The organism is Microbacterium galbum, assembly GCF_032464915.1.
Lineage (GTDB): Bacteria > Actinomycetota > Actinomycetes > Actinomycetales > Microbacteriaceae > Microbacterium > Microbacterium galbum.
The window spans coordinates 1,506,434-1,528,896 of record NZ_JAWDIS010000001.1 but is presented as its reverse complement, the minus strand read 5'-3'; the positions used below and the strand labels follow the sequence as shown (position 1 = coordinate 1,528,896).

At 69.5% G+C, this 22,463-nt stretch carries 21 protein-coding genes; 8 read left to right on the top strand and 13 right to left on the bottom strand.

What is annotated here, in order from left to right; all coding sequences use genetic code 11:
- Window positions 1–23 precede the first annotated feature (23 nt).
- Together RWH45_RS07190 and RWH45_RS07185 are read right to left on the bottom strand one after the other, a co-directional pair.
- Window positions 24–170: a hypothetical protein gene (locus RWH45_RS07190; protein ID WP_315994191.1), complete on the bottom strand. Its 147-nt coding sequence runs from the start codon at window positions 168–170 to the stop codon at window positions 24–26.
- A gap of 9 nt (window positions 171–179) precedes the next feature.
- The gene (locus RWH45_RS07185; RefSeq protein WP_315994190.1) at window positions 180–1,331 is read right to left on the bottom strand and encodes an acyltransferase family protein; all 1,152 of its coding nucleotides are present in this window, start codon (window positions 1,329–1,331) and stop codon (window positions 180–182) included.
- Between the two features lie 353 nt (window positions 1,332–1,684).
- Here RWH45_RS07185 and RWH45_RS07180 point away from each other — a divergent pair, with 353 nt between their 5' ends.
- Complete coding sequence (locus RWH45_RS07180; protein ID WP_315994189.1) at window positions 1,685–2,080, top strand: hypothetical protein; 396 nt, start codon at window positions 1,685–1,687, stop codon at window positions 2,078–2,080.
- 6 nt (window positions 2,081–2,086) lie between these two features.
- Here RWH45_RS07180 and RWH45_RS07175 read toward each other — a convergent pair whose 3' ends face one another.
- From RWH45_RS07175 to RWH45_RS07155, 5 genes are all read right to left on the bottom strand, one after another.
- On the bottom strand, window positions 2,087–2,746 hold the full coding sequence (locus RWH45_RS07175; protein WP_315994188.1) for a HEAT repeat domain-containing protein: 660 nt from the start codon (window positions 2,744–2,746) through the stop codon (window positions 2,087–2,089).
- Between the two features lie 130 nt (window positions 2,747–2,876).
- Window positions 2,877–4,034 (bottom strand): GTPase, encoded by a 1,158-nt coding sequence (locus RWH45_RS07170; RefSeq protein WP_315994187.1) that lies wholly within the window; start codon window positions 4,032–4,034, stop codon window positions 2,877–2,879.
- A gap of 60 nt (window positions 4,035–4,094) precedes the next feature.
- Window positions 4,095–4,424: a hypothetical protein gene (locus RWH45_RS07165; RefSeq protein WP_315994186.1), complete on the bottom strand. Its 330-nt coding sequence runs from the start codon at window positions 4,422–4,424 to the stop codon at window positions 4,095–4,097.
- A gap of 67 nt (window positions 4,425–4,491) precedes the next feature.
- Complete coding sequence (gene pdxH, locus RWH45_RS07160) at window positions 4,492–5,136, bottom strand: pyridoxamine 5'-phosphate oxidase (protein WP_315994185.1); 645 nt, start codon at window positions 5,134–5,136, stop codon at window positions 4,492–4,494.
- A 143-nt stretch (window positions 5,137–5,279) separates the two neighbouring features.
- Window positions 5,280–5,432, bottom strand: a complete 153-nt coding sequence (locus RWH45_RS07155; RefSeq protein WP_315994184.1) for a hypothetical protein — start codon at window positions 5,430–5,432, stop codon at window positions 5,280–5,282.
- A gap of 225 nt (window positions 5,433–5,657) precedes the next feature.
- On the opposite strand from RWH45_RS07155, the gene RWH45_RS07150 reads away from it, so the two are divergent.
- Entirely contained in the window at window positions 5,658–6,734 is a 1,077-nt protein-coding gene (locus RWH45_RS07150; RefSeq protein ID WP_315994183.1) for an alkene reductase, read from the top strand.
- A 48-nt stretch (window positions 6,735–6,782) separates the two neighbouring features.
- On the opposite strand, the gene RWH45_RS07145 is transcribed toward RWH45_RS07150, so the two are convergent.
- Window positions 6,783–7,340, bottom strand: coding sequence for a dihydrofolate reductase family protein (locus tag RWH45_RS07145; protein WP_315994182.1), 558 nt, complete (start codon window positions 7,338–7,340; stop codon window positions 6,783–6,785).
- A gap of 259 nt (window positions 7,341–7,599) precedes the next feature.
- Between RWH45_RS07145 and RWH45_RS07140 the strand changes: the two genes are divergently transcribed.
- Window positions 7,600–8,739, top strand: coding sequence for an HNH endonuclease (locus tag RWH45_RS07140; RefSeq protein WP_315994181.1), 1,140 nt, complete (start codon window positions 7,600–7,602; stop codon window positions 8,737–8,739).
- A 431-nt stretch (window positions 8,740–9,170) separates the two neighbouring features.
- Here RWH45_RS07140 and RWH45_RS07135 read toward each other — a convergent pair whose 3' ends face one another.
- On the bottom strand, window positions 9,171–10,523 hold the full coding sequence (locus tag RWH45_RS07135; RefSeq protein WP_315994180.1) for an aspartate aminotransferase family protein: 1,353 nt from the start codon (window positions 10,521–10,523) through the stop codon (window positions 9,171–9,173).
- Between the two features lie 137 nt (window positions 10,524–10,660).
- Here RWH45_RS07135 and RWH45_RS07130 point away from each other — a divergent pair, with 137 nt between their 5' ends.
- The gene (locus RWH45_RS07130; protein ID WP_315994179.1) at window positions 10,661–12,181 is read left to right on the top strand and encodes a PucR family transcriptional regulator; all 1,521 of its coding nucleotides are present in this window, start codon (window positions 10,661–10,663) and stop codon (window positions 12,179–12,181) included.
- Window positions 12,182–12,293: 112 nt separating this feature from the next.
- Here the strand turns inward: RWH45_RS07130 and RWH45_RS07125 are convergent, their stop codons facing one another.
- Window positions 12,294–13,823 (bottom strand): CoA-acylating methylmalonate-semialdehyde dehydrogenase, encoded by a 1,530-nt coding sequence (locus tag RWH45_RS07125; protein ID WP_315994178.1) that lies wholly within the window; start codon window positions 13,821–13,823, stop codon window positions 12,294–12,296.
- Between the two features lie 336 nt (window positions 13,824–14,159).
- Between RWH45_RS07125 and RWH45_RS07120 the strand changes: the two genes are divergently transcribed.
- Together RWH45_RS07120 and RWH45_RS07115 are read left to right on the top strand one after the other, a co-directional pair.
- Entirely contained in the window at window positions 14,160–15,131 is a 972-nt protein-coding gene (locus tag RWH45_RS07120; protein WP_315994177.1) for a DUF2599 domain-containing protein, read from the top strand.
- A 14-nt stretch (window positions 15,132–15,145) separates the two neighbouring features.
- Window positions 15,146–15,424, top strand: a complete 279-nt coding sequence (locus tag RWH45_RS07115; protein ID WP_315994176.1) for a hypothetical protein — start codon at window positions 15,146–15,148, stop codon at window positions 15,422–15,424.
- Between the two features lie 267 nt (window positions 15,425–15,691).
- On the opposite strand, the gene dnaB is transcribed toward RWH45_RS07115, so the two are convergent.
- Window positions 15,692–17,059: a replicative DNA helicase gene (gene dnaB, locus RWH45_RS07110; RefSeq protein WP_136588240.1), complete on the bottom strand. Its 1,368-nt coding sequence runs from the start codon at window positions 17,057–17,059 to the stop codon at window positions 15,692–15,694.
- A 591-nt stretch (window positions 17,060–17,650) separates the two neighbouring features.
- On the opposite strand from dnaB, the gene RWH45_RS07105 reads away from it, so the two are divergent.
- Entirely contained in the window at window positions 17,651–18,751 is a 1,101-nt protein-coding gene (locus tag RWH45_RS07105) for a hypothetical protein (RefSeq protein ID WP_315994175.1), read from the top strand.
- Between the two features lie 78 nt (window positions 18,752–18,829).
- Window positions 18,830–20,650, top strand: a complete 1,821-nt coding sequence (locus RWH45_RS07100) for a chaplin family protein (protein ID WP_315994174.1) — start codon at window positions 18,830–18,832, stop codon at window positions 20,648–20,650.
- A 202-nt stretch (window positions 20,651–20,852) separates the two neighbouring features.
- Here RWH45_RS07100 and RWH45_RS07095 read toward each other — a convergent pair whose 3' ends face one another.
- Together RWH45_RS07095 and RWH45_RS07090 are read right to left on the bottom strand one after the other, a co-directional pair.
- Window positions 20,853–21,596, bottom strand: a complete 744-nt coding sequence (locus RWH45_RS07095; protein ID WP_315994173.1) for an amino acid ABC transporter ATP-binding protein — start codon at window positions 21,594–21,596, stop codon at window positions 20,853–20,855.
- A complete protein-coding gene (locus RWH45_RS07090; protein WP_315994172.1) occupies window positions 21,593–22,459 on the bottom strand; it encodes an amino acid ABC transporter permease in 867 nt (288 codons plus the stop codon). Before RWH45_RS07090 ends, RWH45_RS07095 begins: the two co-directional genes overlap by 4 nt.
- Window positions 22,460–22,463 lie beyond the last annotated feature (4 nt).

Here is a 22,463-nt window from a genome sequence, read left to right as displayed (position 1 = left end):
CCGGGCGTGTGCACGCAGACGCGCTACAGCTTCCCCCCGTCGACCCACCGCGTGTGCGCCTTCAGCGCGTGCAGCACGGCGAGGCGCACGACGAAATACAGGGCCGCCCCGATGACGACGAGGCCGACGCCCCACACGAGCAGAAGGATGAGGGCGTGGGCTCCGAACATCCGGCGAGCCTAGCGAACGGACCCGACTCCGGCCACGCGATTCCTCCGCGATCGGTCGTAGGTCAGCAGCCACCGCTGCGCGGGCACCTCGACCAGCTTGTGCATCACGAACGCCAGGGCGAGCGCGATCCCGAACGCGGCGAGCGCGAGCAGAACCGCACGGCGCCACGGCAGCTGCGGGTGCCCGTCGGGCCAAGCAGACGACACCGACGCGATCACCAGCAGATGCACGAGGTAGAAGGCGAACGACACGCGCCCGAGTTCCTGCCAGAGCGGACGCGCGAGGAACGTCGACGAGCGGTGCGCATCGGCCGAGGCCAGCGAGGCCACGAGCAGAGCGAAGGCCCCGACGGTCACCGCGAGACCGGGGTGCACGTCGGTGCCGGGCAGCGTCGGCGCCTCCGACAGGGCGTAGCCGACGACCGCGAGCGGCAGCACGAAGCGCACCCGAGGTGGCATCCACGCCCCGCGCTTCACGAGCAGCGCGAGGGTGACGCCGACGACGAACTCCGGCAGCCGCAGGAGGGGAGTGGATGCCGCCGACATCGGCACCGGCGAGAGCGCGGCGATCTGCGGGGCCAGCGCGACGAGCGCGAGTGCGATGCCGACGGTGATCGTCTGGGAACGGGCGGAGAGCCGCACGAGCGGGCGGATGAGGAACGGGAAGCTGAGGTAGAAGAACGCCTCGCACACGAGCGACCAGCTGGCGGGGTTGCCGGCCTGCCACCAGTCGGGCACCCACCCGTTGATCAGCAGCACATTCGCCGCGAGCGGGGCGGCGCCGTCGGTGCGGATCTCGGGCACGAGGGTCGCGGCGGCGACGAGCGCGAGACCGACGCCCACGAGGTGCAGCGGGTAGATGCGCGCGAAGCGGTGCCACCAGAACGAGCCCGCGCTCTGCTGCGGCTTGAAGCCCCAGGCCAGCACGAACCCCGAGAGGATGAAGAAGAGCGTGACGCCGGTCTTTCCGGCCTCGAAGACGAAGGCCCACACGTCGCCGGCTGTTCCGCCGAAGTACTCGACCGCCATGAGGTGGTGACCGAAGATGAGCATCGCGGTCGCCCAGCGAAGGCCCGTGAGCGAGGGAAGGTGGCGCGCCGCCGTCGGAGCAGCGGGTGCCGACGGCACGGCCTGGACGCGAGGGGTCGCCATCGTGGTCATGCCGTCGCCTCCCGTCTCGTCGTCGTTCGTCCGGCGCGCGATACGGGCGCTCGTCGACGACGTCGTTGGGTCGACCTGAGCACGTGGAGTCGCGCAGACCGGGTGAGACGGTACTGGACCGGGTTGTGGAGATCCCTGAGAGGGGTGGGGGCTTGACGGAAAGTCTCGCGGCGGGTTTCCGCGGAATCACGGGACGAAATGGCCACCCTCCCCGGCGGGCGGGGGCCGATCGTTCGCCCGCGAGGACCGGCGCGCGCCCCCTCCCCCGGCATCCGATGCGGGCCGGCACCGCCCTTCCCCGCCCCGCATCCGTCCCGGTAGCCTGGCACTTCCATGACGATCGGAAGACACGGATGACGACAGGCTCCCTGCGGAACCTCCCACCCGAGACGCGCGTGCGGCGCGCACGGATCTTCGCGTACGTGGTGGGCGTTCTGTTCGTGGTCGGCGGCGCCGGCTTCCTCGCGATCAGCGGCGGATCCCCGCTCTTCCTCGTCGCCGCGGCGACGATGTTCGCCCTGGCGATCCTGATGATCGTCGCCGTCCACCGCGCCTCCCCCGCGACGCGCGCGATCGCTCTCGCCGTGGCCGCGCTCGGCGTGGTCGTGGGCTTCGTCGTGGCGTTCGCGACGTCGTCGACCGACACCGGGTCACCGCTGGTGTCGATGATCGGTGTCGCGCCGGTCCTGCTGATCGGGGCGTTCCTCGTCCACCTGTTCTCGAGAGCGGTCGAGGTGCACCGGGGCTGACCCGGGTCAGTCCTCCTCGGGCAGCGCCCGCTGCGCCACCACGCGCCGCGCCTCGACCACCGCTTCGGCGAACTCGGTGTCGGGGTCGTCCATGACGATCGCCGTCGCCCGCGCGTGCGCGCTCACGACGTCGTAGGGCGAGGCCGCCGCGCGCTCGACGGCGGCTTCGGCGCGGTACCCGATGGCCGCGAACGCGCGGCTCAGGCTCCGCTGAGTGTCGTGGTCGCCGCGTCCGAACTGGGTCGCGAGCTCGTCGGCGAGCGACTCGTGGGCGTCGTCGGGAACGAGCCCGGATGCCGTGCGCCACGCCGCCCGCGCCACCTCGGGATGCCGATCGCGCAGCACCACCGGCGTGATCACGGCGAACGCAGCGGGGTCGCCGATCTTCGACAGCGTGTGCAGGGCCTGGCTCCGCGCCTGCGGGACCTCGGATGCCACCTCGGGCAGCAGCTCCGCGACGGTCCGGGTCGCGTCGTGACGCGTGAGCGCCCACGTGAGCATGTCGCGCACGAAGAAGTCGGGCTCCACCGCGCACCGGGCCACGAGCTCGGCGATGTAGCTGTCGTCGGGCCGCGTCCCCGCGGCGAGCGCCGCTTGCAGGCGCGCCGAGGCGTCGGAGTGCGCGAGCGCCGCGCGCAGGCGGTCGGCGGGGGTGGTGTCGGTCATCGTGGATCCAGGGTTTCACGCCCCGTGGCGGCGAGGGTCGTCATGACGGATGCCGTGACCGACCGAGATGCGCGCAACGGCGGCCTACCGGCATCCACTCGCTGCGTGCTCCGCGTGCCGCCCCGGTGATCTACTTCCGCCCCACCCGCCGCTCGACGAGCTTGCGCGCGACGTCCATGAAGCTCGGCGCGTACTTCGCCCACTCCTGGTCGAGCTTGCGCACGTCGATCTTGCCGGTGTGCAGCAGCTCGCAGATCTTGAGCCAGCTCTCGCCCGTCGCTGCCGTCAGCGCTGCCGCCACGGCCGCGTTCACGACGATCCCCGCGCCCGGGATGAGCTTGAGGAAGCTCGTCGCGAGCGCTCGCCCGGCCACCTGCACGCCGAACTGCGCGAGGGCCCCCGCCGAGAGCATCGTCTTGACCTCGAGGTCGTAGATGGCGGCGATGCGTCCCATCATCGTCAGCTGGATCGGCGCCAGCGTGACAGCATCCGACACAGGAAGCGGAACGGATGCCGCCCCCGCGGCCGCTGCGGACGCCGCGGCGATGATCGGCCGCGCCATCTCCCTCTTCCACGGGAGGTTGAGTCGCTGTGCGATGCGAAAGGCGTCCTTGTCGCGGTCGGGGGCGAGTTCGAGGGTCTCCGTGACAAGGTCACCGAGGCCGTGCCCCTTCCCCTTCCCGTGCCGGTCGCGGGTGGAGGTGAGGATGACCTGTCGGTACGGGATGCGGATGCGCTCGCCCGTTGACGGGTCGACGGGGTCGTTGAGCCAGTCGACGAACGCCTGCAGGTCTTTCGCGACGCCCTGGTGCCCGGTGATCGGGTTCTTGATCCAGTCGACCTTCGTCAACACGAGGATCACCGGCAGCCCCCGCGCGTCGAGCTCGCGGATCATGGCGATGTCGGCCGGAGTGAGACGGTCGTCGGCGGCCCGCACGCAGTACCAGACGACGGAGATCTGATGGTTGCCGGGGTGGGCGGCGATGGCATCCAGGTGGTTACGCAGTTGCTGATCCGGCGGAACGGGCGAGCCGATCTCGAACCCCTCGACGTCCCAGATGCCGAGCGAGTCGTCGCTGTAGAAGTGCACGCCCCGCGTGACGGGGAGCCCCCGCCCGACCTTCGCCCAGTCGCGCCCGAACACCGCGTTGACCAGCGACGACTTACCGACGCCCGACGCGCCGACGATCGCGAGGTTGAACCGGCCGTACCGCGACTTCGCCTCCGACGTCGCCTCGACGAAGGCTCTCTCGTCAAGCTGACGCGCGTCGGTGTTCTTCTTCGCCATGGTCTCGCCTCCCCGGGTGGTGACTCAGTTCGCGACCCGCGGATGCGGATGGGATCGAATCTACGGGGCGGGGCGGCGGGGGGAGCTTTCAGCGGGTGGCCCTTGTGCGGGCCCGGAGGCCGTGGAAGGAGCGGTCTGCACGTGCACCTCCTTCTCCTCGGCCCCGGCCGCATCGTGCAGCGCGGCACGCGCGAGGGCTTCGTCGGCTTCTCGGACGCGTTGCCATCGCCAGATGAGCACGATGTACACCGCCGCTCCCAGCGAGCACGCAAGAGCCGGTAGCCACAGGCCGCGAAAGGCGAACGCGGCCGGGAACACAAGAAGAATCGGCAGCGGAAACGCGAGCAGAACAATCCGCTTCAGCTCGAAGCCCGACATCCCCATGAGCACCAGACCATCTCAGCTCCCGCCTGGATGCCAGAGCTTGACACGGCGAACGATCTGCAGCTCGAGGCGCTCACGGCTGCCGTCGCACCGCGCTCCACTCCCCCGCGGCATCCCGCACGAACACGATCCGATCGTGCAACCGCGACGGACGCCCCTGCCAGAACTCGATCTCCCGCGGCTCCACCCGATACCCGCCCCAGTGCGGCGGACGCGGCACGGGCTGGTCGTCGCCGAAGCGGGCCGACACCTCCGCCATCTGCTCCTCGAGCGCGGCACGGGATGCCACGGGCTCCGACTGGTGGCTCGCCCAGGCCGACAGCTGCGACCCGCGCGGTCGCGACGCGAAATAGGCGTCGTCCCGCTCGGCGGGCAGCGGCGTGGCCGTGCCGAGCACGATCACCTGCCGCTGCAGCGCGTACCAGGGGAACAGGATCGACACCGCCGGGTTCCCCGCCAACGCCTGCCCCTTTCGCGAGTCCCGGTTGGTGAAGAACCACAGCGCACCGTCGTCGTCGACCCCGCGCAGCAGTACGGTCCGCGAGGTCGGCCGGTGCTCGGCATCCACTGTCGAGACGACCATCGCGTTCGGTTCGGGGAGGTCCGCGGCATCCGTGAGCCACCGCTGGAAGAGCGCGAGAGGGGATGCCGTCAGCGCGGCGTCGTCGAGCTCGTCGAGCGTGTAGTCGAGGCGGTGGGCGAGGGGGTTCTCGGTCATCGCGCGGTCCTCCGAAGCGTCACTGGGGGCACCATCGTATGCGCGCGGAGTCCGGCCGCGGACCGATCTCCGCGCGGGACGATTCGCGCTCGGATGCGTGCGCGAGTCGTTCCGCAAGAGACGGCTGGGCGAGGTCGTCGGAATCAGAGCCCGGCGATCCCCGCCGACCGCACGACGAAGTACACGAGCGTCGCCACCACGGCCGCCACGAGCACCACCGCTGTCCAGAACATCGCGATGCGCAGGCGGCGGGTCTGGGCGGATTCGCCCGGACGGTTCCAGGGCGCGCGCGCCATCACTGTCCTGCTCCGACTTGTGCGATCCCGGTCGACATCAGCATCCGTTCCCCCCGCGCTGCTCCATGGACGAAAGGCCACGCTAGCCAGCCCCACGTGTGGATGCCAGCACCTGGCGGCAGCCGACGTCAACCCGCCGCTGCACAGATGTGCATCCCGTGGAATAGGTCGTCGCCGCGCTCCGTTACGTTCGCGTGGCCCTGTGACCCCCACGAAAGGACTCCCGTGAGCCTGTTCAGCCCCACCACCGTCGGCAGCATCGGCGTGCGCAACCGCGTGTCGCTCGCCCCCATGACCCGCCTGCGCGCGAGCGCCGACGGCGTTCCCGGACCGATCGTCGCGAAGTACTACGAGCAGCGCGCCGGCATCGGACTCCTCGTCACCGAGGGTGTGTTCCCGAGCGCCGAGTCGAAGGCGTACCCCGGCCAGCCCGGAATCGTCACCGACGAGCAGGCCGCCGGCTGGGCGAGGGTCGCGGATGCCGTGCACGCCGAAGGCGGAGTGGTGTTCATGCAGCTCATGAACGGCGGACGCGTCACCCACACCAACATCACCGGCACTGACCGCATCGTCGCCCCCTCGGCGATCGCGATCGAGGGCGACACCCGCCTCGCCGACGGCTCGAAGGTCGCCTACCCCGTGCCCCACGCCCTCAAGACCGAGGAGCTCGCCACCGTCCGCGACGAGTTCGTGAAGGCCGCCCGTCGGGCCGTGGATGCCGGCATCGACGGCGTCGAGCTGCACTCCGCCAACGGCTACCTGCTGCACGAGTTCCTCTCCCCCGCCTCCAACCAGCGCACCGACGGCTACGGCGGATCGCCCGAGGCCCGCGCCCGCTTCGTCATCGAGGTCGCCCAGGCCGTCGTCGCCGAGGTCGGCGCCGACCGCGTCGGCATCCGCATCTCCCCCGCCCACAACATCCAGGACGTCTGGGAGAAGGACGACGCCGAGACCCGCGCCACCTACGAGGCCCTCATCGCCGGCCTCGCCCCGCTGGGCCTGGCGTACCTGAGCGTGCTGCACGCCGACCCCGCCAGCGACCTCATCCAGGACTTGCGCCGCGCCTTCGGCGGCACCTTCATCATCAACTCCGGCTTCTCGAAGATGACCACCCGCGACGAGGCCATCACCGCCGTCGACAAAGGCATCGCCGACCTGATCGCCGTCGGCCGCCCCGCCATCGCCAACCCCGACCTCGTCACCCGCTGGGAGCAGAACGCCGACGAGAACGAGGTCGATCAGGCCTCGGTCTACGGGCCGGATGAGCGCGGGTACACGGACTACCCGTTCCTTCAGGCGTAATACGTCGGTGTTGGGGCCTCGCGCGATTCGCTCGCGCGGGGCCCTTTCCTATAGGTCGGCCCGGTAGCGCTGCACGACAGCACCCGAGCGGAACTCCCGCCGCTCCACCAACTCGAGCTTGAGGTCGACGCCGTCGAGCAGCCGCGGCCCTCGCCCCGCGACCACGGGGTGCACGACGAATGTGTACTCGTCGATGAGCCCGTGCGGCGCGAGCGCCGCCGGCAGCTTCACGCCGCCGAGCGAGATTCCTCTCCCCGGCTGCTCCTTGAGCCGCCGGACCACGTCGACGACGTCGCCCCGTACGAGTTCGGCGTTCCAGTCCACTGCGTCGAGGGTTCCGGATGCCACGACCTTCCGCATCGGATCCATCACCTCCGCGAACGCGACCTCGCTGTCGTCCATCCAGTCGGGCCACTCCCCCGAGTACGGGCGGCGCCACGCGCCCTGCATCAGCTCATACGTGACGCGCCCGTAGAGGAGCGTGTCGGAGCGACGGAGCTCGTCAGTCCAGAACGCCATGGATTCTTCGTCGGGCGGGAGGCCCTCCTCGTGCGAGCAGCAGCCGTCGAGGGTGACGTTGATGGCGTAGCGGAGGGGCTGGGTCATTTCCTCAGCCTCCTCCGTGCTGCTCGTTCGCGCATATCGTACGGGGACTGCACTCGATGCCCGGCGCGGCGGTCATCGCGCGATCGCACCAGATCAAGACAGCTGGGAATCCGTCTGAAAGGCTACAAACCGCCGTCCCGTCATTCCAGCAATAGAGTTCGAAGATGTTGCGACGCGATTTCCCTCGGCGGGCGCCCCAGCTTTGGAAGTACCAATGGCGCTGACTTCTCCCTCCGAGCTCAGAGCGCGGCTACTCCGGGTGCTCTCCCTGCACGGGGGCTCTCTTCAAAGGCGCGAGGCGCTGGACGAGATGGATGAAAAGTGGCGCAATTCATGGACCGCGGACGATTTGTCTACGCCCCCCAGTCGACCTTTCGAACTCAAGTGGCGCAACCGAACGAGCTTCGAACGCCAGCGCATGGTCGAGGACGGACTCCTCGTCCACCGCAATGACGGCACCTGGGAGCTCACGCCAGCGGGCTGGGCGGAGCTTGATGAGACGCGCGCGCAGCGGCAGGCTGTAGTTGATCGCGAGCAGGAGCGGCGTGAACGACTCTGGTCCCAACTCGTGCGCGCTGGTGGTCCGGCCGAAATTCCAGCCGACCTTGTTCGAGCGACTGGCATGTATCGCGGCTACAGAGGCGTGTTCGCAGACCTCGAGGTGACGCGCTCGGAAGCCTTCCCCAGCGGCATTGCGCTGACGGTTCTCGACCTCGGCGGACGGTATGCGAATGAACGAGCAGCCGATGGCATCCTCTACCGTTTTCCGGCAACCGAGACGCCCGGCCGGGATAGAAGCGAGATAGCGTCGATCCGCGCCGCGTACGAAGCCGGGGTAACCGTCTTCGTGATGACAACGGGAGCCGGCGGTTCACGCACGGTCCATCGTTCATTCGTCGAAGACATGGATTACGCGAGCGGCCTTGCCCTGCTCACCTTCTCGGGCCGTAGCAGAACCGCCATTCCGCCCCCGCCCGATGCGCCCTTCTCCCTGGTTGAAGAGACGCCTGCAGAAGCGGTCTGGGCAAGGCGTCGAGCTCGCCCGAATCAAGCCCGTTTCGCATTCTCCGTGCTGAAGCGTTACGGGACGCGATGTGCTGTGTGCGATCTGAGCGTCGCGGTCGCAATCCAGGCTGCGCATTTGCGGTCCAAGGCTCGCGGCGGCCGCGACGATCCCCGCAATGGTTTGCCTCTATGCGCGAATCATCACGCGATGTTCGACAGAAACCTTTGGTCAATCACCCCCGTGGGCGGCATCGTCACGGGCGAAATACGTTCTCAGACACTCGGAATCACCCGTACCGACCTCTCGCACCTTCCCGCACAGCCGCACGAGGACGCCCTATCCGACACGTGGCAACAGTGGGCAAAGGCGCACCCAACGGGATCCGCCCAGTAGAGCTCGCGATGTCGCAATCGGCGCCACTATCGCGTAGCGCTCAGCCAGCACCGCGAACCCCTCCGCCAGCTTGGGTGGCCCGATGACCTCCATCGCCACCTCAAACCAGCCGCAGGAGGCCCCCAGCGCACCCCAGGACCACAAGGAAGGACGCCCGTGAAGGCTCCACGAAAGACACTCCACCTTGCTATCGCCAGCACCGCTCTGATCCTCGGCGTCGTCCTGGCGTGGTGGGGCGGCTCGTCCATCTACCGGGACGCGGTTGCTGCAGACCTCCAAGGCACACGAGGCGAACTGACGCCACTACCGCTCTTCGCTGCCGCGGCCGGCATCTGCGCGGTCGTGTGGGGCGTGTGTGCTTTGGCGTGGCGTGTGGCCAAGGCTTTGCACGGTGATCGCGGCTGGCTCGGTCAGCGACCGGGCCCGAAGGCTTAGTTCAGCGACGGAGCCGCCTCACCCGCGCCAACCTCCGCAAGCACCGCATCAATGACCTCGAGCCCCCGCCGCGCCTCAGCTTCCGTCACCACGCACGGCGGCACCACGTGGATGCGGTTGTCGGCGATGAAGGGCAGCAGGCCGCGGCTCAGCAGGGCGGCTTTGATGGCGCCCATCGTCGCGGGCGTGACGGGCGTGCGGGTCTCGCGGTCGGAGACCAGCTCGATCGCCCAGAACACGCCACTGCCACGCACCTCGCCGACGATCTCGTGGCGCTCGGCGAGCTCGGCGAGACGCGGGCCGATGACCTCGGCGCCGATGCGCTTGGCGTTGTCGACGATGCCTTCCTCGCGCATCGCGCCGAGGGCGGCGACGATGCTCGCCGCGGCGAGCGGGTGACCCGAGTACGTCAGGCCCCCGGGGAACACCGTGTCGTCGAAGTGGTGGGCGATGGCATCCGAGATGATCACGCCGCCCACCGGCACGTACCCGGAGTTGACGCCCTTGGCGAAGGTGATGAGGTCGGGCGTGACGTCGTGCGCGTGGAATGCGAACCACTCCCCCGTGCGGCCGAAGCCGGCCATGACCTCGTCGAGGATCATGACGATGCCGTACCGGTCGCAGATCTCGCGCACGCCGGCGAGGTAGCCCTTCGGCGGCGTCATGATGCCCGCCGTGCCGGGCACGGTCTCGAGCAGGATCGCCGCGATCGTCGAGGCACCCTCGGCCTGGATGACGCGCTCGAGGTGGTGCAGCGCGCGGGCGCACTCCTCCTCTTCGGTGGTCGCCCAGAACTCCGAGCGGTAGAGGTAGGGGCCGAACACGTGCACGTGGCCGCGCGCGTACTCGTTCGGGATGCGGCGCCAGTCGCCCGTCGCGACGATCGCCGCTCCGGTGTTGCCGTGGTACGAGCGGTAGCGCGAGATGACCTTGTCGCGACCGGTGACCAGGCGCGCCATGCGGATCGCGTTCTCGTTGGCATCCGCCCCGCCGTTGGTGAAGAAGACCTTCTCGAAGCCCTCGGGCGCGAGCTCGCAGATCATCTCCGCCGCGCGTGCGCGCGTCGCGTTGGCGTGCGCGGGGGCCACGGTGGTGAGCAGCTCGGCCTGCTCGCGGATCGCCGCGACGACCTTCGGATGCTGATGACCGATGTTGACGTTCACGAGCTGGCTCGAGAAGTCGAGGTACTCGTTGCCCTCGGCGTCCCACACGACCGACCCGGACCCCGAGACGATCGGCATCGGCGCGAGCGCCCCCTGCGCCGACCACGAGTGGAAGACGCGGCTGCGGTCGGCCTGCGAGATGTCGGCGTTGCTGCGAGCGGTGAGGGGGTCGGCGACGAACGTCATGGGTCCTCCGGTGATCGGATGCGGTTGCCTCCATCATCACGACGGGAGTGCGAACATGGGATGCCGGTATGTCGTTCGCAGGACCGCTTCTTCGACCATCCGGCATCCCGAACCGCATCCCGAGAGGAAGGCCTCGCGTGCCCGCCGACCTGCGTTCCCTCATGGCCGAGCCGTCGTTCCGGCTGACGCCCCTGGCCGCCGTCGATGACGACGCCCTCGACGCGCCCCTGCGGTGGGCGCACAACTCCGACCTGCCCGACCCCACCCCCTGGCTCGAACCCGGCGGCCTGCTGCTCACCGACGGCGCCCCGTTCCTCCCGCCGCACAATGCCCCGGTCGACGACTACGTCGAGCGCCTCGTCGCCCTCGGCGTGCGCGCCCTGGGCGTCTCGGTCGGCATCCTTCTCGAGCGGGTGCCGCCCGAGCTGGTCACCGCGTGCGATCGGCTCGGGATGCCGCTGATCGAGGTCTCGCGCCAGACGCCCTTCATGGGCCTGATCAAGGCCGTCTCCGACGCGACCGCGGCCGACGAGCGGGCACGCCTGGAACGCTCGCTGCTCGCGCAACGCCGGGTCGCGCGCGCCGCACTCCGACCGGATGGGCTCAGCGCCATCCTGCGCGAACTCGAACGCGCCCTGGAGACCTGGGTCGCCCTCTTCGACGCCTCCGGTGCCCTCGTGCTCGTCCCCGAGACCACGGGGATCCCCGCCGCGCTCGACGAGCCGGTGCGCGAAGCGGTCGCCGCCGCCCTCGCCGGACGACGCGCCGCCGCGGCCCGCGTGAGCCTCGGCGGGGTGGGCGAGGTCACCCTGCAGACCCTCGGGCAGCACGGCACCCTCCGCGGCGTGCTGGCCGTCGGCATCTCGAACGGCCCCTTCGACCGCGCCCGCCAAGACCTCGTCGACAGCGTCATCGCGCTCGCGAGCATCTCGCTCGAGCAGAGCAGCACCCTCGACAGTGCGCGTCGACGCCTGCGCAGCGGCATCCTGGAGCTCCTCGCCGCCGGCGACACCGACGTCGCCGGCGACACGGTCAAGCACCTCTGGGGTCGGCTCCCTCCGGCCCCGCTCCGCGTCGCCCGGCTCGACGTGCGCGATTCGGAGCAGACCCTCGACTCCCACCCGCTGATCCCCGCCCTCGAGGTGCTCGCCGAGAAGCGGCCCGGAGCGCTCTTCTTCGCGCAGCAGGGCGACCACGTCGTCGCGGTGTACACCGACGGCGACGACGCGGGACTGTTCACCGCCGCGGCCCCTCATCGCCCGACGGGAGGCGTGTCGTCGCGCGTGGGCTGGGACCAGATCGCCGCGGCGCTCGGCGAAGCACGGCGGGCGCAGGAGCGGGCGTCGGCCCGGCAGCCGATCGTCTTCTTCGACGAGCTCGCCGGATCGGGCATCCTCGGCCACCTCGAGCAGACGCGCGCCCACGACGTCGCGCGCCGCATGCTGCTCCCCCTCGATGACGACCCCGAACTGCGGCGCGTGCTGGAGGTCTGGCTCGAGCACAACGGCTCGTGGGGAACGGCGGCGGGGGCCCTCGGCATCCATCGCCACACCCTGCGGCACCGCGTCGACGGGGCGGCGCACCGCCTCGGCCTCGACCTCGACACCTTCGGGGGACGCTCCGAGCTCTGGAACGCCCTGCGCCTCACGGCGGAGTGACGGGTGCCGCGGCCGTTCACTCGGACACCCTCGCGCGTGAGGGGTCAAGATCTGTCGCTCTGGCGCGTCCCAGGCGACGAATTCTGACCCCTCACCCGGGAGGAGAGGGAGCTCAGCTGTTCTGCGGGAAGCCCAGGTTGATGCCGCCGTGGGTGGCGGGGTCGAGCCAGCGGCTCGTGACGGCCTTCTCGCGCGTGAAGAAGTCGAAGCCGTGCACGCCGTAGGCCTTCGCGTCGCCGAAGAGCGACTTCTTCCACCCGCCGAACGAGTGGTAGGCCACGGGGACGGGGATGGGCACGTTGATGCCAATCATGCCGACCTGCACTTCGTTCTGGAACCGCCGCGCGGCTCCCCCGTCGTTGGTGAAGATCGCGGTGCCGTTGCCGAATTCACCGCTGTTGATGAGGTCGAGACCCTCTTCGTACGACGAGACGCGCACGATCGAGAGGACGGGTCCGAAGATCTCCTCCGTGTAGGCGCGCGAGGTCGTGGGCATGCCGTCGATGAGGGTCGGTCCGAAGAAGAAGCCGTCCTCGTGCCCGTCGACGGTGAAGCCGCGGCCGTCGACGACGATCTTCGCCCCGTCGGCCTCGGCGATGTCGACGTACGACGACACCTTGTCGCGGTGCACGTCGGTGATGAGCGGACCCATGTCGGGCTCCGCGCCGTCGGTCCCGGCGCCGTTGCCGATGCGGAGCTTCGCGATGCGCTCGCTGATCTTCGCGACGAGGTCGTCGGCGACGGGCTCGACCGCGAGCACGACGCTGATGGCCATGCAGCGCTCGCCCGCCGCGCCGTATCCGGCGTTGACGGCCGAGTCGGCCACGAGGTCGAGGTCGGCATCCGGGAGCACGAGCATGTGGTTCTTCGCGCCACCCAGCGCCTGCACGCGCTTGCCGTGCTTCGAGGCGGTCTCGTAGATGTACTGCGCGATGGGCGTCGAGCCCACGAACGAGATGGACTGCACGACGGGGCTGGTCAGCAGACCGTCGACGGCGAGCTTGTCGCCCTGCAGCACGGTGAAGGCGCCGTCGGGGAGACCGGCTTCCTTCCACAGCTTCGCGATCCACAGCGCCGCGGACGGGTCCTTCTCGCTCGGCTTGAGCACGACCGCGTTGCCGGCGGCCAGCGCGATCGGCACGAACCACAGCGGCACCATCACGGGGAAGTTGAACGGCGAGATGACCCCGACCACGCCGAGCGGCTGCTTGAGGGAGTAGACGTCGACGCCGGTGGAGGCGTTCTCGCTGTACGCGCCCTTGATGAGGTGCGGGAACCCGGTCGCGAGCTCGACGACCTCCTGGCCGCGCAGGATCTCGCCCATCGCGTCGGAGACGACCTTGCCGTGCTCGCTGGTGACGAGGCGGGCGAGCTCGGGTTTGCGGGCGTTCAGCAGCTCACGGAACGCGAACAGCACCGACTGCCGCTTCGCGATCGAGTACTGCGACCACTCGCGGAAGCCGCGCTCCGCCGAGGCGATGGCCTCGTCGATCTCGGCCTGGTCGGCCAGAGCGACCTCCGCTTGGACGGCGCCGGTGGCGGGGTTGTACACGGGCGCGGTGCGTCCCGAGGTCGAGGGGCGCTCCGCGCCATCGATCCAGTGCGAAACCACCGCGACGTCGACGAGCGACTCACTGACCATGCTGTTCTCCTCCGTTCGGCGCCGGCGGGCGCAAGGGAGACAGTACGTCGGCGTCGTGTGCGGGTGGTCTGCCGAGAGGTCGATTCCTCGTGGTGCGGATCGACAGATCGGCAGGATCCGGCCGATTGGCCGCCCATTCGCGGAAGGCCGCAGCCACGCCAGAGGCGGATGCAGTTCTGACGCCCGCGCAGGTCGCCTCGGTGTTGGGGGTGAAAACGTTGCTCTGCAGGTGGCGCGGGGTCCTCCGAAGAGGGGACAGACCGCGCGGAGCCACAGCCGATAGCGTGACGCCCGGGGAGAGCCGAACGAGAGTCACACCAAGAAAGGGTTTGACACGTGAAGGCTCCACAAAGGGCACGCCGCCTTGCGATCGTCGGCGCGTTGGGCATCGCAACGATCATCCTGGCAACGGTTGCACCGCTACCTGCAGTAGCCGACGACAGAACGGATTCAGCGTTCGATCTCATCCGAGACGCGGCCCCCGATGTCGCCTCGGGCGCCCATGATGACGCCGTCCAGACTCCCGACGGCCTCGTTTATGACGTCGATTCTGGCGCCGTAACTACCCCTCTCGAGCCGTCCGAGCCCGTGAAGATGACCATTGACGGAGTGGACTACGCGGTTGCACTGCCGGTGAGCGCCGACGCGGTTCTGGCCTCAGATGACCCGCTGGCGCCGACCTTCGACAACAACAATGGGTCGTCGACCTCTGTGGTCGTCAAGGATGACCACCTCACGTTCGCATCCATCCTTGAGGACGTGAGTGCACCGAGCCACTACTCCTACGACTACTCGCAGATGGGGGAACTCCGACAGGACCTCGTAGACGGCGCAGTGTCGGTCTGGCGGGACGGCGTCATGATCAGTTCGCTCTACGACCCTTGGGCGGTCGACGCGACTGGAACCTCCGTTCCTACTCACTACGTGGTCGATGGCTCGACTCTCACGCAGGTCGTCGACCACACCGCGCGAGAGTACGTGTACCCCATCGTTGCGGACCCGACTCAGACCCTCCCGGGCAGCAACTCCTACTACTCGAAGATCGTCCTGAATATCAATTCAGGCGCGGGGACGACGACCGTGTCGGTCTACCCGAAATCGGGAGTCAACTGGCAGCGAGTGCCGCGATCCACAGGGATCCAGGCATACGACGACATCGTTCCCTCAACCTACGAGGCTCGGAAGTACCACGATCAGCTCGTCTGTCACTGGATGAACGCGGGAAACCAGAAGACCCCGTGGAACCTCGACTCTTGGCGTCCGGACGTCGGGTACGACGCAACAGTCGCCGCGAAATGCAACCCCTGAGGCGGGAGAGTCACGTGCTGAGCAAACCGATCTTCGCCGGCGTCGCTCTGATCGTCGGTGTCGTCCTGGTTTGGTGGGGCGGCTCGACCATCTACGCGGATGCGGTCGCAGCAGACCTCCAAGGCACACGAGGCGAACTGACGCCGCCACCGCTCCTCGCACTGGCGGTGGGTATCTGCGCTGTCGTGTGGGGCGTATGTGCTCTGGCGTGGCGTCTGGCCAAGGCACTGCACGGCGGCGATCCGTCGACCGAAGAAAGCGTGAACGCGCCCACGCGTCCTGACACTCGCTGACCCCAGGTGCTCCCGGCCTGCGATGAGGCCGGGAGCACCTCAATGCGCGAGAAAGAAGCGCGCGCGACCGACGACGCCCTCCTACGAGTCCGCGTTGCCTGCCTTGACTTCCTCGTCAATCGCTTGATCGGCGTACCAGGTGAACTTGTCAGCGCACCGGCAACAGGCAGATCTCATTCATCGAAGTGCCCTCCTGGGCACCGCGTGGACAATCCCCCGCGAAAGGGGCATTTCAGATGAATCCCTAGAGAGGCCGTGAGCCCCGAGTCACATCCCCGGCGCCATGTCGGCGAAGCGTGAGTAGTGACCCTGGAACGCCACCGTGATCGTGTCGGTCGGACCGTTACGGTGCTTCGCGACGATGAGGTCGGCCTCGCCGGCGCGCGGGGAGTCCTTCTCGTAGGCCGCCTCGCGGTGCAGCAGCACCACCATGTCGGCATCCTGCTCGATCGAGCCCGACTCACGCAGGTCGGACAGGGCCGGCTTCTTGTCGGCGCGCTGCTCGGCGCCACGGTTCAGCTGCGAGAGGGCGATGACGGGAACCTGCAACTCCTTCGCCATCAGCTTCAGGGCACGCGAGAACTCACTGACCTCCTGCTGGCGCGACTCGACGCGCTTACCGCTCGTGAGCAGCTGCAGGTAGTCGATGACGACCATCTTCAGACCCTCGCGCTGCTTGAGGCGACGGCACTTCGCGCGGATCTCGACCAGCGTCATGTTCGGGCTGTCGTCGATGTAGAGGGGAGCGTCGTTGATGCGACCACGGGTGGCGGCGACGGTCGTCCAGTCACGGGAGTCGAGGGTTCCCTTGCGCATGCTCTGCAGCGGGATGGCCCCCTCGGCGCTGAGCAGACGCATGGCGATCTCGCTGCGCCCCATCTCGAGCGAGAAGAAGATGCACGGGGCGTTCGACTTGATCGCGGCGGCGCGGGCGAAGTCGAGCGCGAGCGTCGACTTACCCATCGCGGGACGCGCGGCGAGCACGATCATCTGACCGGGGTGCAGGCCGTTGGTGAGCTGGTCGAGTCCGGCGAAGCCGGTGGGGATGCCGGTCATCGACCCGTCGCGGCCGCGAGCGGCCTCGATCTCGTCGACCGCGGCATCCACCGCCACCGTCAGGGGGATGTAGTCCTCGGCGCTGTCGTCGCCCGAGACGTTGTAGATCTCGGCCTGCGCGCTGTTCACGAGCTCGACCGGGTCGCCCTCGCCGGCGTAACCCATCTGCACGATGCGCGTGCCGGCCTCGACGAGGCGGCGCAGCATGGCGCGCTCCGAGACGATCGAGGCGTAGTAGCCGGCGTTGGCCGCCGTGGGCACGATCGAGGTGAGCGTGTGGAGGTAGTCCGCACCCCCGGCGCGCTGCAGCTCGCCGGTCTTGATGAGCTCGTCGGTCACGGCGACGACGTCGGTGGGCTCGCCGTGCGAGTAGAGGGTGAGGATGGCCTCGAAGATCAGCTCGTGCTTCGGCACGTAGAAGTCGGGGCCGCGGAGGGTCTCGATCACATCGGCGACGGCGTCTTTCGACAGCAGCATGCCGCCCAGTGCGCTCTGCTCGGCCAGCATGTCGTGCGGCGGCGTGCGCTCGGGACGCGGTGCTTTTCCGAGACGGTCTTCGGCGATGTCGGCGATGGCCACGTGCTCTCCTTCTGTGCTCGGACGCCCCGTCACCGCCCCACGCGCGCGCGTGAGGGGGATCGGAAACACTGCGGGTGGGACGACCTCGTCAGCATGGAATCAGGGAGTTCCGACATCGACGCGCGCGGCTGGTGAGCGGGATGCCCGACGGGCTGGACCCACGCTAGATACCACGGTCCCCACATGCAAACAGGCCTGTGGATAACTCTGTGGAGAGTTTGCGGGAAACGCCGCCACGTCTGTGCACAACTACTGTGGAGAACTCGGTGGATGGATGCCAATTTGGCGCTCAAAAACAGTTCTGATCTGGACAATCTCTGTCCACAGGTTTCCTGCGTAAAACCTGCGTGAACTTCGCCTTGAAGGTTCTGCGCTAGGGACTCCACATGTGTACAACTCGGGGGATAACTCGCCGGAGCACTACCGATCCGAGCCCCCCTCTGTCAAATCTTTTTTTCCATCCGGCGTGTCGCCCGTCACCGCGCGGCAACCCTCCGACTACTGGGATTTCACCCGGCCTCTTTCGGAGCCGCGACCGCAGGCGTACCGTGGCCCGCGCAGAATCGCCGACGATTCTCTGGGGGTGCATCGATGGATGCCATGGCGAAGCGAGGGGTGTCGCACACGCTGCGACTGCTCCTCCTCGGCGCCTGCGCGGCATTCGCCCTCGCGTTCCTCTCGCTCGTCCTGTCGGTGTCGTCGGCTTCCGCCGAGGACGGCAGCGGATCAGGACTCCTCGGAGGCATCACCTCGACGGTCGATGACGCGACCGACACGGTCGAGAAGGTCGCCCAGCCGATCACCGACGTCGTCGAACCGGTCACCGATCACGTCGCCGACACTGCGGCATCCGTCACCGACACCGTCTCAGAGGCTCTGCCCGAGCCCGTGGCGGCCCCGGTCGCCGAGATCACCGACACGGTGACCGACACCGTCACCGACACGGCCGGCTCCGTCGCCGACACCGTGGACGACGTGACCGGCGGGGCCCTCGACACGGTCGACACCGTCGTCGCCGACACGACGCAGGGCGTCTCCGACGTCATCGACTCCGGCGTCGTCGGCACGATCGTCGAGCCGATCGTCGACACCGTCGAATCGCTCCCGGTGGTCGGACCCGTCGTGGGCGACACGGGCCTCGGCGAGGTCGTCACCGACGTCGGAGACGCCGTCGACGGGACGGTCCCCGTCATCGTGGGCGAGCTGCCCTCGGTCGACCCCGTCGTCCCGGTCGTCCCCGCGCCGTCGTTCCCGGTCGAGCCGGTCGACCTCGGCGGAGACGTCGCTCCCCCGGCCGCGACTCCCGCCGCCGACACCGCGCCCCCGACGCCGGTGAGCGCGTCGGCAACGGCTTCCCCGGCCGCCCTCACCGGTGCGCTCACCGCGCAGGCGCGCGAGACCGCCGCGTTCTTCACCGCGGCCGCGCACTCCGCACCGTCGGCGCAGGCCGCCGCGGCCCCGGCATCCCCCGTGACTCCCGCCGACGCACCCGCGCCTCTCGGCGCAGACGTCGTCTCGGGTGTTCCGGCCTCGTCATCGGCATCCGGAAGCACTCCGACGGCCGCCACACCCTTCGCAACGCCCGCCGACGCCGTACTCGGCGCCGGGCTGCTGCTACTCGCTCTCCACCGCGGCGTCGACGACGACCTGCCGGGGAGCCCCGTCTTCGCCACCGACGTCTCTCCTGACTGAGGACGGTCGCGCCGTGCCCCGCACGGCAGACGACCCCGCGCGTTCGCGCACCCTCATTCACACACAGGAGAAACTCTCATGCGCAAGTTCTACTCGCGTGCCCTGCTGGGCGCGCTCGTCGGGGGCGGCTTGGCCGTCCTCGGATGCGGCATCGCCAATGCCGCGGAGACCTCGGGGGCAGACAGTCTGCTCTCGGGCGACCAGGCGGCGATCTCGGTCGACCTGCCCGTCACCGTCGGCGGCAACGCCGTCTCGCTCATCGGAGACAGCCACAGCGAGGATGCCGACACCTCGGCCCCCGCGCCGGATGCCGCCCCGGTGGCCACCACCGACGGCAGCGACGGAGTGGCCTCGGGAAACCAGGGCATCATCTCGATCGACGTGCCCGTCACCGTCGGCGGCAACGCCGTCTCGGTGATCGGCGACAGCCACAGCGAAGATGCCGACACCTCGACGCCCGCGCCCGAGGCGGCGCCGGAGCCCGCTCCGGAGGCCGCTCCCGAATTGCACACCATGCCGGTGTACGTCGAGGAGACGCCGGGGGCGACCACGGACGGCACCGACAGCGTCGCGGGCGGCAACCAGGTCGTCGCGCCGGTCGAGGTTCCGGTCACGATCGGCGGAAACGCCGTCTCCGTCATCGGCGACAGCCACACCGAAGACGCCACCACCGCCGGCGGCACCACCGGCGGCTCGGTCGGCGACGTCACTACCGACGGCAGCGACAGCCTCCTCGGCGGCAACCAGGCGATCATCCCGATCGAAGCGCCCCTCACCATCGGCGGCAACGCCGTCTCGGTCATCGGCGACAGCCACAGCGAGAACGCCACCACCACCGGCGGCACCACCGGCACCGGCTACACCGGCGACGTCATCACCGACGGCACCGACAGCCTGCTCGGCGGCAACCAGGCGATCATCCCGATCGCCTTGCCCGTCACGATCGGCGGAAACGCCGTCTCCGTGATCGGCGACAGCCACACCGAAGACGCCACCACCACCGGCGGCACCACCGGCGGCTCGGTCGGCGACGTCGAAACCGACGGCACCGACAGCGTCCTCGGCGGCAACCAAGCGATCATCCCGATCGCCCTGCCCGTCACGATCGGCGGCAACGCCGTCTCCGTGATCGGCGACAGCCACACCGAAGACGCCACCACCACCGGCGGCACCACCGGCGGTTCGGTGGGCAACGTCGAAACCGACGGCACCGACAGCGTCCTCGGCGGCAATCAGGCGATCATCCCCATCGCCCTGCCCGTCACGGTCGGCGGAAACGCCGTCTCGGTCATCGGTGACAGCACCTCGACGGGTGCGACGACCACCGGCGGTGCGAACGGTGAGGGTGTCGTTGGGGGCATCATCACCGACGGCACCGACAGCCTCGGCGGTGGTAACCAGCTGATCATCCCGATCCAGCTGCCCGTCACGATCGGCGGAAACGCCGTCTCGGTCATCGGTGACAGCACGACCGAGGGCTCGCACACCGGTGGCACGCCCGGAACCCCGGGGACCCCTGGTACTCCGGGCACCCCCGGAACCCCCGGAACCCCCGGCACCCCCGGAACGCCCGGCACCCCCGGAACGCCCGGCACCCCCGGAACGCCCGGCACCCCCGGCACCCCCGGCACGCCCGGCACCCCGGGAACGCCCGGCACGCCCGGAACGCCCGGCACGCCCGGCACCCCCGGTACCCCCGGCGGTCACGTGAGCACCGGCGGAACCCCCGTCGTCGGCTCGGTCGCCTCGGCGAGCGCGGTGACGCCGCTGTCGCCGAGCGCCGCGAAGACGCTCGCCGTCACCGGAACCGATGGCCCCGCGGCCCTCGGCCTCGGCCTCGCCGGTCTGCTCGCGCTGCTGATGGGAGGGGTGCTGCTGCGCCGCCGCTCCCGCGCATGACCCGCGGAGGGCTCTAACCCTCGGCGGAACGACACCGGATGCCGACGTGCTGTCGTGGCATCCGGTGTCGTCGCGCGCTCGGAACGGGGCTCGACCGGGCCCGGCCCCTGAGACAGGCTGAGGGCCCTCCGCCGCAGCGACGCCACGCTAGCGGGTCCGGACCCTTCGACATGCTCAGGGACCTCCACCGCGGGGTGCCGCGCTACAGGGCGCCGCCGCGGCGCTCGCGCTCGAGGAACGCGATCGTCTCGGGGCGCTGCGGGGCGTCGAAGATCTGCGCGGGCGTGCCCTGCTCGACGATGCGGCCGCCCTTCATGAACACGATGCGGTCGGCCACCTCGCGCGCGAACGACATCTCGTGCGTCGCCATGAGCATCGTCGAGCCGCGGTCGCGCAGCACACGCACGAGGTCGAGCACCTCGCCGACGAGCTGCGGGTCGAGCGCGGAGGTGATCTCATCCAGCAGCAGCAGCTCGGGGTTCGTCATCACGGCGCGCACGATCGCGACGCGCTGCTGCTGACCGCCCGAGAGGCGGTCGGGGAACTCCCGCGCCTTCGCCCCGAGCCCCAGCTGCTCCAGCAGCTCGGTGCCGCGGGCGTAGGCCTCGGCCTTCGGCATCCCGTGCACTTTGCGCGCGGCGAGCGTGACGTTGTCGATCACGCGCAGGTGAGGGAAGAGGTTGAAGTGCTGGAAGACGACGCCGATACGGGCGCGCGCAGCGTCGGGGTCGATCGTCGGATCGGTGAGGTCGTCGCCGTTGAGCAGGATCTGCCCGTCATCGACGCGCTCGATCAGGTTGATCGTGCGCAGCAGCGTCGACTTGCCCGACCCGGAGGCGCCGATGAGCACGACCACCTCGTGCTGGTCGATCGAGAGGTCGATGCCGTCGAGCACCACGTGGTCGCCGAAGGCCTTGCGGACGCTGCGGACGTCGAGCACGGTCATACGGTCCCGCCCATCTGCTCGCGCTTCGCCAACCGCGCCGAGACGTAATCGGTGAGGCGGATCATCGGCAGCGCCATCGCCACGAAGAGCAGCGCCGCCACGATGTACGGCGTGAAGTTGTAGGCCTGAGCCGAGGCGATCTGGGCCGCACGGACGGCATCCACCGCTCCGAGGACGGAGATGAGCCCGACGTCCTTCTGGAGCGACACGAAGTCGTTCATGAGCGCCGGCACGACCTTGCGCACACCCTGGGGGATCACGACGATCCGCAGCGTCTGCGCGTGGCTGAGGCCCAGCGAGCGGGCGGCGACGCGCTGAGAGGGGTGCACGGCCTCCATCCCCGCGCGCAGCACCTCGGCGATGTAGGCCGAGTAGGTCAGCACGATCGCGATCGTGCCCCACAGCACCACGGGCACGCGGCCGAAGACGCCGAGCGCGGGAAGGCCGAAGCCCACCAGGTACAGCACGATCAGCAGCGGGACGCCGCGGAACAGGTCGGTGTAGATCGTCGCGAGGGCGCGCAGGGGGAAGAACACCGGCCCGCGCAGCGAGCGCAGCACGGCGAGCGTCGTGCCGAGGATCGCGACGGCGATCGCCGCGACGAACAGCACCTGGATGTTGACCCACAGCCCCGCGAGGATCGACGGGAAGCTCGCCAGCGCGATCTCGGGGTCGAAGAACGCGCGCCGCACGTCTTCCCACCCGGGGCTCGACAGGATCGCCCAGCCGACCACGACGACGAACACGACCGAGCTGACAAGCGCGATCAGCACCGACTTCGTCGATTGCCGACGCCGTGTGGCGCGCCGACCGAGCTCGAGCTCGCTCGGCCGCCACGCGGCGTCGGACGGGGTGGATGCCACGGGG